General features: G+C 38.1%; 16 protein-coding genes. 8 read left to right on the top strand and 8 right to left on the bottom strand.

The annotated features are described in order from the left end of the window. A partial coding sequence (locus VLB74_RS06195; protein WP_325202589.1) for a hypothetical protein occupies positions 1–199 on the bottom strand: 199 nt, incomplete at its 3' end. Between the two features lie 4 nt (positions 200–203). Between VLB74_RS06195 and VLB74_RS06190 the strand changes: the two genes are divergently transcribed. Further along, positions 204–3,629 (top strand): methylmalonyl-CoA mutase family protein, encoded by a 3,426-nt coding sequence (locus VLB74_RS06190; protein ID WP_325202588.1) that lies wholly within the window; start codon positions 204–206, stop codon positions 3,627–3,629. Between the two features lie 179 nt (positions 3,630–3,808). After that, positions 3,809–4,729 (top strand): hypothetical protein, encoded by a 921-nt coding sequence (locus tag VLB74_RS06185; protein ID WP_325202587.1) that lies wholly within the window; start codon positions 3,809–3,811, stop codon positions 4,727–4,729. Between the two features lie 163 nt (positions 4,730–4,892). Here VLB74_RS06185 and VLB74_RS06180 read toward each other — a convergent pair whose 3' ends face one another. Together VLB74_RS06180 and VLB74_RS06175 are read right to left on the bottom strand one after the other, a co-directional pair. Further along, positions 4,893–6,014: a hypothetical protein gene (locus VLB74_RS06180; RefSeq protein WP_325202586.1), complete on the bottom strand. Its 1,122-nt coding sequence runs from the start codon at positions 6,012–6,014 to the stop codon at positions 4,893–4,895. A gap of 26 nt (positions 6,015–6,040) precedes the next feature. After that, a complete protein-coding gene (locus VLB74_RS06175; protein ID WP_325202585.1) occupies positions 6,041–6,784 on the bottom strand; it encodes a porin family protein in 744 nt (247 codons plus the stop codon). Between the two features lie 399 nt (positions 6,785–7,183). Here VLB74_RS06175 and VLB74_RS06170 point away from each other — a divergent pair, with 399 nt between their 5' ends. The 5 genes from VLB74_RS06170 to VLB74_RS06150 all read left to right on the top strand — a co-directional run bounded on the left by VLB74_RS06170 (position 7,184) and on the right by VLB74_RS06150 (position 13,900). Continuing rightward, entirely contained in the window at positions 7,184–7,708 is a 525-nt protein-coding gene (locus tag VLB74_RS06170) for a hypothetical protein (RefSeq protein ID WP_325202584.1), read from the top strand. 323 nt (positions 7,709–8,031) lie between these two features. Further along, positions 8,032–10,221 carry a glutamine synthetase III family protein gene (locus VLB74_RS06165; protein WP_325202583.1) on the top strand — a complete coding sequence of 730 codons (2,190 nt, stop codon included), beginning with the start codon at positions 8,032–8,034 and terminating at the stop codon, positions 10,219–10,221. 603 nt (positions 10,222–10,824) lie between these two features. Next, positions 10,825–11,580 carry an OmpA family protein gene (locus VLB74_RS06160; protein WP_325202582.1) on the top strand — a complete coding sequence of 252 codons (756 nt, stop codon included), beginning with the start codon at positions 10,825–10,827 and terminating at the stop codon, positions 11,578–11,580. 58 nt (positions 11,581–11,638) lie between these two features. Further along, positions 11,639–12,493 (top strand): OmpA family protein, encoded by an 855-nt coding sequence (locus VLB74_RS06155; protein WP_325202581.1) that lies wholly within the window; start codon positions 11,639–11,641, stop codon positions 12,491–12,493. Positions 12,494–12,718: 225 nt separating this feature from the next. Next, the gene (locus tag VLB74_RS06150; RefSeq protein ID WP_325202580.1) at positions 12,719–13,900 is read left to right on the top strand and encodes an AIR synthase related protein; all 1,182 of its coding nucleotides are present in this window, start codon (positions 12,719–12,721) and stop codon (positions 13,898–13,900) included. 27 nt (positions 13,901–13,927) lie between these two features. Here the strand turns inward: VLB74_RS06150 and VLB74_RS06145 are convergent, their stop codons facing one another. Then, positions 13,928–14,782: a class I SAM-dependent methyltransferase gene (locus VLB74_RS06145; RefSeq protein ID WP_325202579.1), complete on the bottom strand. Its 855-nt coding sequence runs from the start codon at positions 14,780–14,782 to the stop codon at positions 13,928–13,930. 237 nt (positions 14,783–15,019) lie between these two features. Between VLB74_RS06145 and VLB74_RS06140 the strand changes: the two genes are divergently transcribed. After that, on the top strand, positions 15,020–15,454 hold the full coding sequence (locus tag VLB74_RS06140; protein ID WP_325202578.1) for a hypothetical protein: 435 nt from the start codon (positions 15,020–15,022) through the stop codon (positions 15,452–15,454). A gap of 60 nt (positions 15,455–15,514) precedes the next feature. Here VLB74_RS06140 and VLB74_RS06135 read toward each other — a convergent pair whose 3' ends face one another. From VLB74_RS06135 to VLB74_RS06120, 4 genes are all read right to left on the bottom strand, one after another. Next, on the bottom strand, positions 15,515–16,714 hold the full coding sequence (locus VLB74_RS06135) for a peptidylprolyl isomerase (RefSeq protein ID WP_325202577.1): 1,200 nt from the start codon (positions 16,712–16,714) through the stop codon (positions 15,515–15,517). 73 nt (positions 16,715–16,787) lie between these two features. After that, a complete protein-coding gene (locus VLB74_RS06130) occupies positions 16,788–17,870 on the bottom strand; it encodes a peptidylprolyl isomerase (protein ID WP_325202576.1) in 1,083 nt (360 codons plus the stop codon). Between the two features lie 29 nt (positions 17,871–17,899). Next, entirely contained in the window at positions 17,900–18,457 is a 558-nt protein-coding gene (gldI, locus tag VLB74_RS06125) for a gliding motility-associated peptidyl-prolyl isomerase GldI (RefSeq protein WP_325202575.1), read from the bottom strand. Positions 18,458–18,499: 42 nt separating this feature from the next. Beyond that, on the bottom strand, positions 18,500–19,126 hold a 627-nt coding region (locus VLB74_RS06120; RefSeq protein ID WP_325202574.1), incomplete at its 5' end, for a DHH family phosphoesterase.

The following is a 19,126-nucleotide window of genomic DNA, read 5'->3' as shown; positions in this document are numbered from 1 at the left end:
TTTTACAACCCAAAAATTCCTTTTTTAAACTGTAGTTGCATTGCGCGAAGATTTTATCATCTGAAATAGGAATATCTTCCGGAAAACCATCAAGTTGTAAGTCAACAAATGAGCAAATTTTTGTGTAGAAGAATTTGAAATTTAACTCCTTTACTTTTTCAATAAATGCGTAACTTGCAGCCTCAAAATTTATTACCAAAAAAATGGAACAAGTACAACCATATCAACCAAAAAATAAAGTTAGAATTGTTACCGCGGCTTCATTGTTTGACGGACATGACGCAGCAATCAACATCATGCGCCGAATTATTCAGACTACCGGTGTTGAGGTAATTCACCTTGGACATGACAGAAGTGTGGAAGAAGTAGTGAATACTGCTATTCAGGAAGATGCGAATGCCATTGCGATGACTTCTTACCAAGGAGGCCACAACGAATATTTTAAGTACATGTATGATTTGCTTAAGGAAAAAGGAGCAGGTCATATCAAGATTTTTGGAGGTGGTGGAGGAGTAATCCTTCCTTCTGAAATTTCCGAATTGCATGAATACGGAATCGAGAGGATTTATTCTCCGGACGACGGACGTGCATTAGGATTACAGGGAATGATTAACGATTTGGTTCAACGTTCTGATTTTCCGGTTGGTGAAGTGCTAAATGGAGAGGTGAATCATCTGGAAGATAAAAATGCGGGTGCGATTGCAAGAGTGATTTCTTCTGCAGAAAATTTCCCTGAAGTGGCAAAATCGGCTTTGGAGGCTATTGCCGAAAAAAATAAAGACAGTAAAACACCGGTTTTGGGAATCACAGGAACGGGTGGTGCCGGAAAATCCTCTTTGGTGGATGAATTGGTACGTCGTTTCTTAATCGATTTCCCGGAAAAAACCATCGGATTGATTTCTGTGGATCCGTCAAAACGTAAAACAGGAGGGGCTCTTTTAGGAGACCGTATCCGAATGAATGCCATCAATAACCCTAGAGTTTATATGCGTTCATTGGCAACCCGTCAGTCGAATCTGGCTTTGTCAAGATACGTTCAGGAAGCTATTGAAGTGTTGAAAGCGGCTAAATATGATTTAATCGTTTTGGAAACTTCGGGTATCGGACAGTCGGATACTGAAATTTTAGAGCATTCAGATGTTTCCTTATATGTAATGACGCCTGAATTTGGTGCAGCTACGCAGTTGGAGAAAATCGACATGTTGGATTTCGCTGATTTAGTTGCGCTTAATAAATTCGACAAACGCGGTGCTTTGGATGCGATTCGCGACGTAAAAAAACAATACCAGCGTAACCATAATTTATGGGATGTTGACCCAGATAAAATGCCGGTCTTCGGAACGATTGCTTCGCAGTTTAACGATCCGGGAATGAATACGCTTTACAAATCCATCATGGATAAAATTGTAGAGAAAACAGGAATCGATTTACATTCTACGTTCGAGATTACACGTGAAATGAGCGAGAAGATTTTCGTAATTCCTCCTCACAGAACGCGTTATTTATCCGAGATTTCCGAAAACAACCGTAAATATGATGAAACGGCTGTTTCTCAAGTAGATGTGGCGCAAAAATTATACGGAATTTTTAAAACGATTGAAACCGTTTCCGGAAGAGTGCCAAAACTTGATAAATCCGGAATTGTCGAAGAGTCTTTAAATCATTCGCCTGAAAAACACGAATTCCTTTCGTTACTTACAAAAGAATTCGATCGCGTAAAAATGAATTTAGACCCTTACAACTGGGAAATCATTTTAACATGGGACGAAAAAGTAAACAAATATAAAAACCCGATTTACTCGTTTAAGGTACGTGATAAAGAAATCAAAATCGCTACACATACCGAGAGTTTGTCGCATACTCAAATTCCTAAAGTAGCATTACCGAAATACCACGCTTGGGGTGATATCCTAAAATGGTGTTTACAGGAAAATGTGCCGGGAGAATTCCCATTTGCATCCGGGTTGTATCCGTTTAAGCGTGAGGGTGAAGATCCGTCACGTATGTTCGCTGGAGAAGGTGGGCCGGAGCGTACCAACAAGCGTTTCCACTATGTGAGTGCGGGAATGCCTGCGAAGCGTTTATCGACTGCTTTTGATAGTGTGACGCTGTACGGAAATGATCCGCATGTTCGTCCTGATATTTATGGAAAAATCGGAAATGCCGGAGTTTCCATTTGCTGTTTGGACGATGCAAAAAAATTATATTCAGGATTTGATTTATCGCATGCAATGACGTCGGTTTCGATGACAATCAACGGTCCGGCTCCGATTTTGCTTGGGTTCTTTATGAATGCGGCTATCGACCAGAACTGTGAGAAATACATCAAAGAAAATGGTTTAGAGAAAGAAGTTGAAGCTAAAATTGAAGCGATATATAAAAAGAAAGGTGTTGAACGTCCGCATTACCAAGGAGAATTGCCTGCAGGGAATGATGGTTTAGGATTGATGCTTTTAGGAGTTACCGGTGATGAGGTGTTGCCATTGGAGGTTTACAACGACATCAAAGTTAAAACGCTGGCACAGGTTCGAGGAACGGTTCAGGCGGATATCTTAAAAGAAGATCAGGCGCAGAACACTTGTATTTTCTCAACTGAATTTGCCCTTCGTTTGATGGGAGACGTTCAGGAATACTTTATCAAAGAGAATGTGCGTAACTTCTATTCGGTTTCGATTTCCGGTTACCATATTGCAGAGGCGGGGGCTAATCCTGTTACACAGTTGGCATTCACGTTGGCTAATGGTTTCACTTACGTGGAATATTATTTAAGCCGCGGAATGGATATTAACGACTTCGGTCCGAACTTGTCGTTCTTCTTCTCGAACGGTATCGACCCGGAATATGCGGTAATCGGTCGTGTGGCGCGTAAAATTTGGGCAAAAGCCTTAAAACTTAAGTATGGTGCCAACGAAAGAGCTCAAATGTTGAAATATCATATCCAGACATCTGGTCGTTCGTTACATGCTCAGGAAATCGATTTCAACGATATCCGAACGACTTTACAGGCATTGTACGCGATTTATGATAACTGTAACTCGCTACATACCAATGCGTATGACGAAGCGATTACTACGCCAACAGAAGAATCAGTACGTCGTGCTATGGCAATTCAGTTGATTATCAATAAAGAATTAGGATTGGCTAAAAACGAAAATCCAATTCAGGGTTCATTCATCATTGAGGAATTGACGGATTTGGTAGAAGAGGCTGTATTAGCAGAATTCGACAGAATCACAGAAAGAGGCGGAGTTCTTGGAGCTATGGAAACGATGTACCAGCGTTCTAAAATTCAGGAAGAATCATTGTATTACGAAACATTGAAACATACCGGGGAATTTCCGATTATCGGTGTGAATACATTCTTAAGTTCTAAAGGTTCGCCAACGGTTATTCCAGCAGAGGTTATCCGTGCAACGGAGGAGGAGAAGAAATATCAGATTGTGATGTTAGGGCATCTTCACGAAGCAAACAAACATGAAGTGGAAGAGCAGTTGACTATTATCCAGGAAGCGGCTATTCAGAACCATAATATTTTTGAAAAGCTTATGGACGCCACTAAAGTTTGTTCGTTGGGTCAGATTACTTCGGCCTTGTTCGAAGTGGGAGGTCAGTACAGACGAAATATGTAAGACTTATAGGTTTAAAAAAGGCTCCAATTCGGGGCCTTTTTTTATGTTTAATTTAAGATTACTTTTTACCCTTAAAAATGGATTTTTACTAATTTTGGTTGTGTACCCTTGAGGTCAAATACCACGAATTGCATTAAGCCCCGTAATATTTAGAAATCAATCAATCAAATATAAATATTATGAAAAATTTTATTGCAATCGGAAACTGGAAGTCATTCGGCTTCCTATGCTTGGCATTATTTGCAGGCTTGTTTATTTTTTCTTGTTCGGATGACGATGATGACATACCTCCGGGAACAACAGCATCATCTATTACGCCTTACAATTGTACTTCTTGTTCTGATGTCCCTCAAGGACTTCCTGAAAATGATAATTTAGCTAAAGGAATTTACAAAGGAATTTTTCCATCAGGTACTCTTGCCATTAACTATAAAAATGAAGTTCCAAATGCAAGTGATATCGGATCGGCTAATGGTGTTGTTTATTACAAAAACAAAGTTATTACTTTAACTGAATATCCTGAAATCATTATTTCTGCCGGAAGACCTGTTTATACTTTGTTTGAAGGTTCTATGGGAGATACCCGGGTACAGCTTTATTTTTCTGTAAATGAAGATGGATCTAATCCTCAAGTTTCAGATTTTTCTATTTCAGATCCTACTATGCCTAGTGAGCGATCTATCTCATGTGTTATTTTTAAAGAAAGATCAAATGCGCTTCTTGAGGCTTTTGAAGGAAATTATTTCCGCTCTAATACAGTTGTTCCAGGTAATCCTAATCCAAGTGTTCCTGATGATACTTCCTCTATTCCTGATGGCACCACCGCCAGGGTTGATCCTGGTTTGGTTCATCCTGATGCAAATGCTACAAATGTAGGATCAGTGAAATTGGTTTTATCCCGGGCTGAAGGGATGTGGCTTTTGTATAAAGTTATGGATGGTGCAAATGGATCAGTTTTGGATAAAGGAAGTATTGATGATGGTACTTTGATTTCAGATATCACCGGAAAACGAGTTTCTTATTTAAGAGGCGATGAATTAAATTACTCTGAAAATGTTTCGTCAGGTACGTTCTTTCTGCATGCTGAAAGAAAGCGATAATGATGAATGATAAAATAAAAGCTGTCTTAAACAGGCAGCTTTTATTTTTATGAATTTGTTGAAAAAAGGCAAGTTTTTAGTCCTTTTGAAAATATAAAAGAGGCTGTTTTTTTGAGACAGCCTCTTTTATGGTTATTATCCGAAGTTTTTGTGTGGGATAGATTTATAAACCAAAACGATATTGAAGACTGGTCAGAAACTGTGTACGTGAGGACAGGAATCCGACTTCAGCTCTAAGCATCCAATGTTTATTGTATTGATATTGAGAGCCTATAATGAAATTCCACATGTCTTTTGGTCGTTTATCCATTGAATATTGTACCGTAGAATTTGAGATGTTATTTACGGCGGTATCTGCTGCAGCAAAAAATTCACCTGCTCTGTCCAAAATTTGATTTGCCCGGTCGTATTTTGCCTGATTGATTGGGTTGTTTTGTTCTGCTTGGCTTAAACCGGCCCACCAGTTGTCTACATCTTGTCGTTTTTGCTCTACACCTGCAATACCTTCGTCTATTTTTTGGCCAAGTTCTCCTCCTTCAAAAACTTCACTAAGGCTTAAAGATCCGTTGGTCTCGGATTTAAGTTTTACACGGAATCCTCCAACCCAAATAGCAACGTTTTGGTCGGGTCTTCCGAATTTGAAGTTCTTACCAAGTCGGGGGCCAAAGACAAAAGTACGGGCGGGTTTTTGCAGTTGTGGGACATCGGTCCAAGCAACGTTCATGTCTAAAGCAAGGAATCCGCCCGCAACCCCTATGGTTGGAGTCATTCCAAGACCAAAGGTGGTGGCCTCAAATTCCACTTTCGTTCCAAATGAGGTGATTTGTGTTTCCGAACCGGTGGCAGGGTCCTGAAGCCAAATGCCTATTCCGATGTCGGTCGAAGCGGAAGTATGTCCTAAAATACCATAAACATTTAAAAAAGGGAAGAGCCATATGTCAGGACGGGCTGAAATGGTACTTGAAGTAGCTACCGCTTTATCGAAGCGGACGATATTGTCTAAATTATGCATCGGTCCATTATTAAATCCAACTTCCAGATTGTTTATGATAATGTCTGATTCCTGCCAGAGATAATTTATACTCATTCCCGCCGAATAAGGAAGGTTGTATCCTTTTTGGGTTGCCTTGTCTCCCCAAATAGGCAATGAATATGGGTAATCTGCTACTTTTAAACTGTCAATCAGCTCCTGGTTTTTCTTGCCTACTTCTTTATTTGAGAAGACTTGAGCGTTTGTCGATATCGTTATTAATAGACAAAAGGCAAATAAAATATGATTTTTCATAGTATACAGAGTTTGTTTTACGGTTCTTATTCAGTTGTTTTATTTTCTGACTGTTTTTCCTGTTTCTGTTTTTCTTTTGCTTTACCGGCGCCTATAGGAATACCAGCGGTGATGTAAAGACTTTGGTTAAAGACACTGCTGTTACGATCATCAATTTCGATATCGACCAAACCATAGTAATAGCGAAGGCCTAAATTCATTCCGTTACCACCCATTAAACGATATCCTAATCCTACTATGAGTCCTGCGTCAAGCGGATGATAATTGTCTTTAATGGATAATTTGTACTTCAGGTCTTTTTTGTCTTTTACTTCCGCAGTGAATTCGTCTGTAGCTTTATATAGTAAACCCAATTGAAATCCGCCTTCAGCATAAAAGCTCTTTGGTAATTTTTTTTTCATCATCAAAGGAACGTTGAAGTATTCTAAATTTCGTTTGACTTCCCCATTGGCAAATTCGCTGTCCAATTCAGGGTCATTGAGTAGGTATGGTTTCAGATCAGCCGCTCCCATGGTTGATTTTACTATAACACCGGTGTGTAACATCCAATCGTTCTTCATTTTAATGTCAAAATAAAAACCTAAATTAAACCGTGCGCTTGCATTGGAATCATCCAGACCTCTCAAGGAAGCAAAATTGACACCGCCGTCAAGTCCGAATTCTATTTTACCGGTGTTTAGCTTGTCTCCCAAAAGCAATGAGATTAACACCTGTCCGTTTATGGAACACGAGAACAATAAGAGGCATGCTAATAGTATTGTTTTTTTCATATTGCGCAATGATTCTCAAGTGTTATTTCTCAATTAGGTGTATGGAATACTTGTCATACACTCCAGAACATGAAGTGGTGAGCAGTAGAGGATAGAAGTGGGTAGCGGCTGTTTCAGCTAAAGTTACATAAAAATCTGATAGTAATGTAATTTCATTGTGTTATTTTTCTTCGTTTTTTTATGTTAAACTTATTGTAAGTTGTTTTAGTATAGTTGTTTATGAAGTTTGTAAGTTGGTTTCTTCGTAATTTTGTTAAGCGTCTTTAAGTTTTAAAACTCCCGTAAATTCATCTTTGCAGAAGTTTGGCACGACTATTGGTAGTTAATGAACATGCCGGTGTTGAATTCATTTTACCGCATTTGAAATTATTTATTTTTAGAAATTTAAAAAATATAGCCATGAGCAAGAAAATTACCATATTGTTATTAGCATTCATCGGAATGATTGGGCTTCAAAGTTGTACTACGGAAGAATATTATGTTCAAGGGGATACCTATGATGAGGATACTATCAGTGAAGTGTTTGAATATTCACATGTTGATTTTCTTCCTTTTGATTACAGTGTTTTTTTAGATTTCCCACATCCTATTTATACCTCGGATATGGTTTTGGTTTACCGTTTGGCAGGGGTTGGGCCGGAAGGAGATGAATGGAGGTTGTTGCCTGAAACCTATTATTTTAATGATGGGACTTTAGATTTTGGTTACAGAAATGATTTTACCCAATATAGCGCGAAAGTAGATTTGTACGGTTATGATTTATCAACTTTGCCAAACGAGTTTAAATTAAATCAGGTTATCAGGGTGGTCGTTATACCGGCTTTTATAAGTCACAAACAAATCAACAAGGTTGACTTTAATGATTATAATGCAGTTGTTAAGGCTTACAACATAGATGAATCAAAAATTCAGAAAATAGAATAATGAATTAATAAATATTTGAATGTTAGTTTAAAAAAGACTGTCTTTTGACGGTTTTTTTTTATGTTTTAGTGTATTGGTAAAATGAAGATAATGAGATGTTTGGATTCCTTTTATGTTAAAAACAACTAATATGCTGTTGTACGAAATCAAGTTTGAATTGATATTGAGTTGCTGCATAGTGTGTAAATTGTGGGGTTTTGAAGTGGATAAATGATTATTTTTTTGTCGACCCCTATTTTTTTAGGGGGTAAGTGTTTTTGTAATGTAAAAATTTATATTTTTGCGGTGTATAACTACAGGTCATAACCTTAAAAACACAACTTATGTCAACATTTCGTTTCCATGCTTTACAAAAAGCAACAGACAGAACACCCGTAGCGGTAGATGATTCGGAGAGAAAATCAGTGATTTTCGGAAGTAACGTTTTTAACGATAAGTCAATGCGACAATTTTTGACGCCAGAAGCTTATAAGGCTGTTAAAAATGCTATCGAAAACGGAATTAAAATTGATCGTAAAATTGCAGAATATATTGCAATGGGAATGAAAGAATGGGCACTTTCTAAAGGAGTGACTCATTATACACACTGGTTCCAGCCATTAACAGGAACTACAGCTGAAAAACACGATGCGTTTTTCGAAACTTCTATGGACGGAAGCGATCCTGTTGAGAAATTCGGAGGAAGCCAATTGGTACAGCAAGAACCGGATGCGTCGTCTTTCCCGAACGGAGGAATCAGAAACACATTCGAAGCGCGTGGATATACTGCTTGGGATCCAACATCTCCGGCTTTCATCTTCGGAACTACTTTATGTATTCCAACCGTTTTCATCTCTTATACAGGTGAAGCTTTAGATAACAAAACACCTTTGTTGAGAGCATTACATGCAATCGACAATGCAGCGACTGATGTTGCTAAATATTTTGACAAAAACGTTAAAAAAGTAACGCCTACTTTAGGTTGGGAGCAAGAATATTTCTTGGTTGATGCTGCTTTGGCAAATTCAAGACCTGATATCCTGGCAACCGGAAGAACTTTATTAGGACATACTTCTGCAAAAGGACAGCAATTGGAAGACCACTATTTCGGTTCTATTCCGACTCGCGTATTACAATATATGAGAGATTTGGAAAAAGAATGTATGTTGTTGGGTATTCCAGTGAAAACGCGTCACAATGAAGTAGCTCCAAATCAATATGAATTAGCTCCTATTTTCGAGGAAACAAACTTGGCGGTTGACCACAACTCTTTATTGATGGATGTTATGCAAAAAGTAGCAGAGCGTCATTTCTTTAAAGTGTTATTCCACGAAAAGCCATTCAAAGGAGTTAACGGTTCAGGGAAACACAATAACTGGTCATTGGCTACAGATACAGGTGTTAACTTGTTAAGCCCGAGCAAAACGCCAATGAGTAACTTACAATTTCTGACTTTCTTCATCAATACAATCAAAGCGGTTCACGATTATGAAGAGTTGATGAGAGCTTCAATTGCATCTGCAAGTAACGACCACCGTTTGGGAGCAAACGAAGCACCACCGGCTATCATCTCTGTTTTCATCGGTCAGCAACTGACAAATGTTTTAGCGGAATTGGAAGGTGTTTCTAACGGAAAACTTTCTCCGGAAGAAAAAACAGACCTTAAATTAAACGTAGTAGGTAAATTACCGGATGTAATGTTGGATAACACCGACAGAAACAGAACGTCTCCATTTGCCTTCACAGGAAATAAATTCGAATTCAGAGCGGTAGGTTCTACGGCAAACTGTGCGGTTTCAATGACTACTTTAAATACGATTGTTGCAAAACAATTAAAAGATTTCAAAGTCGAGGTTGATGCATTGATCGAGAAAAAAGACATGAAGAAAGACGATGCGATCTTCAATGTTTTAAGAGAGTATATCAAACAAACCAAAGCTATCTTGTTTGAAGGAGATGGTTACAGCGAAGCTTGGGAAAAAGAAGCTAAAAAACGCGGATTGAGTAACCATAAAACAACTCCGAAAGCGTTGAAAGCAAAAGTATCTAAACAAGCGATTGCTTTGTTCGGAGAGATGGGCGTAATGGATCATGTTGAGGTAGAATCCCGTTACGAAATCGAACTGGAAGAGTACACTAAAAAAATCCAGATTGAAGGACGTGTGTTAGGAGATATCGCTCGTAACCACGTAATCCCAACAGCCATCCGTTACCAAAATACGTTAATCGAAAACGTAAAAGGATTAAAAGAAATCTTCGGAAAAGAATTCGAAAAAGTGGCTAAAGAGCAAATTGGATTGATCAAAGAAATTTCAGAACATATCGAAGGTATCAACACAAACGTTGAAGCGATGACTGAAGAGCGTAAAAAAGCTAACGGACTTACAAATTCAGAAAAAATGGCCGACGCATATTGCGATAAAGTAAAACCATATTTCGATATTATCAGAAATCACTGCGATAAATTAGAATTGTTGGTTGATGATGAAGTTTGGACATTGGCTAAATACAGAGAATTGTTATTTGTGAAATAATTTTTCTTCAGTTTATAAATTATGAAAAGCCTCCTTTGGGAGGTTTTTCTTATTTAGAAATGTCGTTGGGCGGTTTTTTATTCGCTTTATAGAAAAATTGTAATTGTCTGAAAAATAAATAATTAAAAAGCTTTTTGCTTGAAAAAATTGTGCTACTTTTGAAATGTAAATCAACCACAAGATTTCTTTTCCAACTTCACAATCTTATTCAGATTGTTTAATCCTCACGTTTTAATTCCTCTGTTTTAGTACGAGTTTTTTTTATTGTTAATACTGTATGGGTTGTAATTAAAGTTTACGATTTTCTTTTTTGAATTTCGTTAATCGAACAGGAGCAAACATCAACTTAATCTTATCTGCCTATAGATGAGATGTAACACAACAGTTGTGTTAAAAAATTCGATAATTTGTTTAATGTTTCTCCTGTGCTCAGAAACAAACAAACCCATAGGGGAAAGTGAGACGGACGATGTCTGTCTCACTTTTTTAAAATTCAGGACACTTGTTTTTTAATTGTGAAAAGCACTTTCTTTTATAAGGGGAGTGCTTTTCTTTTTTTTTGTACTAAATTTCGGCAGAATTCGTTATGTTAAAAAAAGAAATATGAAAAAGTACCTGCTTTTATTACTGATTGGTTTTATTACAAAATCCTATTCACAGGAAAAATTTTCTGTTTATTTTGATTTTGATATTCACGAAGTAAATCAGGATTCCAAACAAAAACTAGCTGATTGGATCTCAAAAAATAAGGATGCTGAAATACTGAAAGTATACGGTTATTGCGATAGCGTAGGTTCGAACAGCTATAATGATAAATTAGCTTTAAGAAGGGCGAATTTCGTTTTAAAGACTTTGAAAAACAATAGAATGAAGTTGATAGATCAACTTGAAGTGAAAGGTTTCGGAAAACGATTTGAACAATCAAAAAATCAGGCAGACAATCGTCGGGTAGATATTTATTTTCGGCTGAAAGAGGAAAAAATGTCGGATAAAATCGTTCAGTTGAAAGTAGGGGATAAACTCCGACTCAAAAACCTGAATTTCTACAATCGTTCCGGAGTGGTACTTCCAAAATCAGAACCGGTATTGGTTGAATTGTTGCAAATCATGAAGCAAAATCCAAAACTTAAAATTGAAATCCAGGGACATATCTGTTGTCAGCCACAAGGAGATGTTGAGGATATTTCCACGTTGCGCTGTAAAACGGTTTACAATTATCTTGTCGAAAACGGGATAGACAAGAATCGCCTGTCTTATAATGGTTATGGAAATACCATGCCACTATATCCTATTCCGGAAAGAAATGAGTTTGAGCAAGATGAAAACAGAAGGGTTGAAATTCAAATTTTAGAAAATTAAAATTCTCACCGTTTTATCAGATTATTTTCGTTTATTCGTTATAGTTAAAAAGCCTTTTATGAAACGATTTTCAATATTCCTGTTGCTTGTTTTTCCTTTTTTAGTATCGGCCCAGGAACAATTCACAGTCTATTTTGAAAGCAATAAACATGATTTGAATAAGAATCAGATAGCCTTGCTGAATGACTGGATGTTGGCGAATAAGGAATCAAAAGTTGTTGCAATTAATGGTTTTGCAGACGAAGACGGAAGCAGTGCCCACAATGACACGCTTTCCCAACGCCGTGTGGATTTTATCTATAATGTCATAGTGAAAAATCATATAAAAATAAGAAGCGACTTTAAAACCAGAAGTTTTGGAGAAGGGCATAATCAGTCGAAAGTAAAGGCAGAGAACCGAAAAGTGGTCATTCATTATTTACTGTCGAAAGATTTGGCTCGTGAAGAAGAAATCTTGGGAATCAAACCTGTTCAGCCTGTTGTTGCGGAGATTGTACCTATTGAAGAGGAAGATATGCATTTTCCAACCAATGCAACTTTAGAAGAAAAAGTAGCCATGGCGAAGCCCGGAACCCGAATCGTAATCAAAAATATTTTCTTCTATCAGAATTCGTTCGGGATGATGCCAACGTCTAAACCTGCAATGGATGAACTGATTGATGTCATGTTGAAAAACTCAACAATGGTAATTGAAGTTCAAGGACATATCTGTTGTGTTGATGCTGACAGAAGAAATCTTTCGTTGGAAAGAGCCAAACAGGTGAGAAGGGTGTTGGAAGGAAACGGAATCGATCAAAAAAGAGTCAAAGTGAAAGGCTTTGGGGTAACGCATCCCAAATTCCCAATTCCGGAAGCCAATGAAGAGCAAGCGCTTGCCAATCGTCGTGTTGAGATCATGATTTTGAGTAAGTAGAAGCAAGAAGCAAGAAGCAAGAAGCAAGAAGCAAGAAGCAAGAAGCAAGAAGCAAGAGTTAGGGATAAGGGACAAGGGGAATGTCAAATCGGTATTTCTTTGTTCTATATTTAGTTCTCGTGTCTTGCCTCTTGTCTCTTGCTTCTTGTCTCTATTTTCTATTATCTATTTTTCTAACTTCTATTTTCTCCTTATCTTTGCCGACACAACACACAAATAAACCACATGAGTTCTTCTGATAACAGTCAACGTTATAACCTTCGCGGAGTTTCGGCTTCCAAAGAAGATGTGCACAATGCCATAAAAAACATCGATAAAGGATTGTTTCCTAAAGCTTTCTGCAAAATTGTTCCCGACCATTTAACCAATGATGATCATTATTGTTTGATCATGCATGCCGACGGAGCCGGTACGAAATCTTCGTTAGCGTACATGTATTGGAAAGAAACCGGTGATATGTCGGTTTGGAAAGGTATCGCACAGGACGCGTTGATTATGAATATCGACGATTTATTATGTGTGGGAGCCACGGATAACATCATGTTGTCTTCAACCATCGGAAGAAATAAAAACCTTATTCCGGGAGAAGTAATTTCAGCTATCATTAACGGAACGGAAGAATTAATTGCAGAATTAAAGGAATTCGGAGTAACAATTCATTCCACAGGTGGAGAAACGGCCGATGTGGGTGATTTGGTACGCACAATCATCGTGGATTCTACCGTAACAGCACGAGTTAAAAGATCTCGCGTTGTGGATAATGCCCATATTCAGGCAGGAGATGTAATCATTGGATTGGCGTCGTATGGTCAGGCAAATTATGAAAAAAGCTATAACGGCGGAATGGGTTCTAACGGATTAACATCTGCCCGTCACGATGTATTTGCTCATTATCTTGCTGAAAAATATCCTGAAAGTTATGATGCCTCTGTGCCGAAAGACCTAGTGTATTCCGGGAATGTAAAACTTACGGATGCAGTGGAAGGTTCTCCGATTGATGCCGGAAAATTAGTGCTTTCGCCAACCCGTACTTATGCGCCAATCATCAAAGCGATATTGGATAAATATTCAGCCGGACTGATTCACGGAATGGTGCATTGCAGTGGCGGTGCGCAAACCAAAGTATTGCATTTTGTGGACAACGTTCACGTTATTAAAGATAATTTGTTCCCTGTTCCCCCATTGTTTAAACTGATTCAGGAACAATCGGGTACGGATTGGAAAGAAATGTATCAGGTGTTTAACTGCGGTCACAGAATGGAGTTATATATTCCGTCTGATATAGCCGAAGATATCATCGAAATTTCAAAATCATTTGGCGTAGATGCACAAATAGTTGGAAGGGTTGAAGCTTCCGAAAATAAAAAGTTAACCATTACTTCAGAATACGGAGTATTTGAATATTAAAAGAAATCCCTCGACCGAGGGATTTTTTTATGATTGCGGTTTTTCGCCGTAAATGACAAGGGAGCTGGCATCAATTACAACGTTTCCGTCCGGATATTTTTGGTTTACCAGATCGTAAACTTCCTTTTTTATTTTTGCTTTCATGGCATCATCAGCAGATGCTAATGCAGCAACAACAGGCGCGGCTATCTCTGTAATCATATTCCAATAGTTGTCTGCAGTTTGACTGTTTAGTTTTCCCGCAACTTCATTTTGCGAGACGTTTTTAAGTCCGACTTGCGTAAATAAATCGGTCATTAAACCTTCTTTGGCACAGCGGAACATTCCCGGGGTTCCAGGAGGAGGTGGTGTTATTTCCATATTTTTATGAATGGTTCCCATCATGGCTGTGATCCAGAAGTTTTTTTCAGGGACATTCCAGACGGATGTGGCGATTTTTCCTCCGGGTTTCAGTACGCGTACCATTTCTTTTGCGGCCAGTTCCATATCGGGGAAGAACATGAACCCAAAGCGACAGCTTATAGCATCAAAAGTATTGTCGGGAAAAGGGAGATCGCAAACATCACAGACAGCAGTTTCAATATTATTAATACCTCTCATTGATGCATTTTCTTTGGCAATTTCCAGCATGTCTTCGGCCAGGTCGGTAAGGATTACTTTTCCGCCGTTTAGTTTGCTGGCAATTGTTAAGCCCGGTTCGCCGGTTCCGGTTGCGATGTCCAAAACAATATCGTTGTTTTTTGTGTCGAGAAGTCGGATTATTTCATCACCCATCGGCTTTAAAAAATCCATAGTCAGGTCGTCCCATTTTTTCCATCCTGGAGAAAATTTGTTCCAGGAAGCTTTTTGCTGTTCGCGGATTTGTTCAAGTTGCTGTTCCATTGTTCTTGTAATTTAAATGGATTTACTATTCAGTTAGCTTCACAACAACATCAGTAGGATTGTAATTATTTGGTTTTTAATGAATTGAAGTATAAAGATAATGCAAAAAAGAATTGGTCAGTATCGTTTTTGAAATTTGTATACCACTTTTTTTGAAAGAAATAATTGCTTTTGAAACCGAAAAATACAGTATCACTTCAATGCTGAAAACCTTACCTTTGTACAAAATCAACAGTTATGAACATCAATCCAAAAAACGGTGTAGGAGAGTTGCTTTTCGGAATGAAACAGCAGCACATAATGGCTATGTTAGGAAAACCTGATAAAGAATTTAAAGATGAAGATAAAAATGTCATTTATCTGTACAACAAGCATAAAATTCGCCTGACTTTTTATGAGGATGAAGAGTTTCGTTTGGGGTACATCGTAATATCCGACGTAAATGCAATGCTTTTTGATAAGCCTGTGATTGGAAGGACCGCAAAAGAGATTCAGGGTGAATTGCCCCAAAAGCAATTCAAAGAATGGGAAGTTGTTGAAGAAGACGGGATAGAAAGTACTTTCAATGAAGATAACTGGCTGATGCTTATTTCGGAATTTGGCGAAATCATTAAAGTTGAAGTCGGGGCAGTTATAATCAACGACGAGTTTGACTGGAAGTTTTCAGGGTAAAAAAGAAAAAGGCACAAAAGTAAAAACCGATGTGCCTTTTTGTATTTTGAAATCCGAGGATTATTGTTTCGCAGGAGCTTCTGTCATTTCCAATTCGAAGATTAAATCGGTATTTGGTGGGATTACGTTTCCGGCACCTCTTTCTCCATAACCTAATTTAGACGGGATGAAAATCAAAGCTCTGTCTCCGGAATTCATATTTTCCAATCCTTCGATAAAGCCCGGGATTAAACCGGTTTTGTTTCCGTATGTAAAAGGGAAACCGGCATAACCGCCCTGTTGTGCACGCATCGGATCATGTTTTCCGTATAATTTAGCCACATCTTCAAAGCTTGCATCAAATAATTTACCGTTTTCGAAATACCCTGCATAACCAATTTGAACCTGAGTACCGGCAGCTGGTTTTTTACCGCTTCCTTTTTTAGTGATCACGTATTTCAATCCGCTTGGGGTCGTAGTGGCAGTAGTTTTCAGTTTTTCAAACTCCGCTTTCTTCATTTGCATAACCTGACCGTATTTATCAGTATACTCTTTGTCTTTAACAGCGTCAAGTTCGGCTTGTTTTTTCTTTTTCTCTTCTTCTAAAGCGGCTAATTTTTTATCGTCTTCAGCCTTGTTTGCGAAGTAATCTGCAAATGTTTTAGCTGCGTCGAATTTTTTAGCGTCTTTTCCTTTACGGATGATGGTGACTTTAACGATTTTGTCACCTTGTTCGATACTGTTTACCACATCCATTCCTTCGGTAACTTCTCCAAACACAGTGTGTTTTCCGTCTAACCAAGGCGTTTCTTTGTGAGTAATGAAGAATTGACTCCCATTAGTTCCAGGACCTGCATTTGCCATAGAAAGAATGCCGCCTTTAGTGTGTTTTAAAGTAGGATCGATCTCATCTTTAAATTTATAACCGGGATCTCCTCCTCCTGTCCCAAGAGGGTCTCCTCCCTGGATCATGAAATCTTTAATTACACGGTGAAATGTCAAGCCATCGTAATAAGGTTTTCCTTTGTATTGTTCCGCTACAATTGGATTGTTTCCTTCAGCTAACGCTACGAAATTGGCAACGGTTACCGGGGTTTTCTGGAATTCTAATCTTACCGTGATTTTACCTTTATTGGTTTCAATAGCAGCGAAAAGTCCATCAGTAGAGGTTTTAGGAGCCGCTGTAGTGGTTTTTGTTTTTGATGCAGATGTTTTCTTGGTTTTTTGAGCATACCCACTCATTATTCCCAAAAACAATAAAAGCAGAATTTTGTTTTTCATAGTTATGGTTGTATTCGCCTTACTCTTTTCGCCTTATGCGGGGATTTTCAGGATTTTTCCCTTAGGTTAATTGTTATTTTGCAGATAATTCGATTTCAAAAATAAGATTCGTGTTAGGCGGGATTATCCCTTGTGTACCTCTTTCACCATAAGCAAGGTAAGAAGGGATAAATAAAAGTACTTTATCTCCGATGGACATTTTTTCCATTCCTTCAATAAAGCCCGGAATCAAACCGTCTTTTTTACCGTATTCGAAAGGGAACGGGTTATAACCGCCCTGTTGGTCTCTCATTTTGTCATAAGTTCCGAATAATTCAGCTACATCTTTATAGTTCGTATCAAAAAGCTCGCCATTTTCAAAATAGCCGGCATAGCTGAACAATACATTGGTACCCGGAGTTAATTTTGGCTGGTTTCCTTTTTTGATGAAAACATACTGTAAGCCAGATTCCGTTTTAATAGCTTTGGTTCTTAAGGCATCAAATTCGGCCAATTTATCCGTTTTGATTTTTGCTGTTTTTTCAGCCAATTTTTTCAATTCTACCGCTTCAGTATCATAATAGTTTTTAAAAACTTTTAAGGCATCGAATGTTGAAGCCTGGGTTCCTTTACGGATGATGGTCACTTTTGTTATTTCATCATGAGTTTCAATGGCAGCGACAATGTCCATACCTTCAACTACTTTTCCGAAAACCGTATGGATTCCGTCAAGATGCGGTGTAGCCGAGCGGGTAATGAAAAATTGGCTTCCATTGGTGTTAGGACCGGCATTGGCCATCGATAAAACTCCGCTGTCGTTGTGTTTTAAAGTAGGATCGATTTCATCTTTGAATTTATATCCCGGACCACCATTTCCGTTTCCGTCAGGATCACCACCCTGAATCATGAAATCCTGAATCACACGGTGAAAGGTTAAACCATCATAAAAAGGTTTTCCTTTGTACTGTGCTTTAACAAAAGGGTTTTTTCCTTCTGCTAATGTTACAAAATTTGCCACTGTTACCGGGGCTTTCGTGTATTCCAGTGATACAAGTATGTCACCTTTTGGCGTTTCTATACTGGCGTATAATCCGTCAGGCAGATTTTCGTGATTGTTTTTGCAGGAAAATAATAATGCAGTAAAAAGTAATAATATACCGTTAATTGTTTTTTTCATTGTATTGGGTAAAAAATATAATTTAGGAATTAAGGTTTTTCAGTCGAAGTTTTAAAATCGTTTAAAGTCACTTTACAGATGACAGGCTGGTTGGTTCCGATTTTCTCGTTATCGCCGTGGTAACCATAAGCCATATGAGAAGGGAAAAGGAAAGTTACTTTTTCACCTTTTTTCATCAGTTTGATACCATCACGTAAACCCATCATTATATGTTGTTTGTCTACAACGTAGGTTTGTGTTTTCAGCTCTTCGGCAGTATAGATAACGTTTCCGGACAAATCGGTTACTTCATAATCAAAATTAGCGATGTCTCCTTTTTTTGGAGTCAGGGTTTCGGTGTCACTTTTTAGGTCATAGTAATACCAATATCCTTTTGGAGAGGCAATATATGTGTTAGCTGTGTCCTTTGCGATAATTTGTTTTATCAGGGTCTCTTCGCTGTTGATTAGCTTTTTGTTTCGTTCGATAGACTCTTTCATAAAGGTCCCCGAGGTGTGAGAAACCGGTTTTCTGGCTTCCTGTTTTTGAGTGCAGCAGGCGAACAATAATCCGGAAAGCATCACTCCATATATATAAGTCTTTTTCATAATTCAATTTTTAAACTGACATTTAAAGTATGTACCGCTTCTTTAAGAAAGAACTATTTCGTCAGTTGTTTTCTTTTCCGATGCTAAAATAGCAATAAATTGTTTTATCGTTTCCTCCATGGATAAGTCGGATTTTCCTCCCGCAGCATTAATATGGCCACCTCCGCTAAAATGATTTCTTGCAAACTGATTCACATCAAAAGCTCCTTGAGAACGGAACGATATTTTGATGATGCCTTCTTCTTTATTTTCGATAAAAATTGCGGTAAAGTCGAAACCTTTTAAAGAAAGTCCGTAATTAACAATTCCTTCGGTGTCACCTTTAGCATAACCAAATGTGTCAAGTTCTTCCTGACTTAATGTTATATAAGAGGTTTTGTATTCCGGCAAAAGTTTCATGTTTTGTAATGCACGGCCTAATAACTGTAAACGGTTATAAGAACTGGTGTCAAAAAGCAGGTTGTGTATTTTTGAATTTTCAACTCCTTTGTCGATCAAATCTGCTACCACACGGTGTGTAGTGCTGGTCGTCAACGGAAAACGGAACGATCCCGAATCAGTAACGATCCCGGTGTAAATACAGGTGGCAACCGTTTTGTTAATCAGATTTTCTCCTCCTAACTGATGAATAAAGTGGTACACCATTTCACATGTCGAACCATATCCTGT

It is taken from the genome of Flavobacterium sp. (genome assembly GCF_035456225.1).
Lineage (GTDB): Bacteria > Bacteroidota > Bacteroidia > Flavobacteriales > Flavobacteriaceae > Flavobacterium.
Note: the sequence above shows the minus strand (reverse complement) of the source record. Positions and strands in the feature narration are given on the sequence as shown.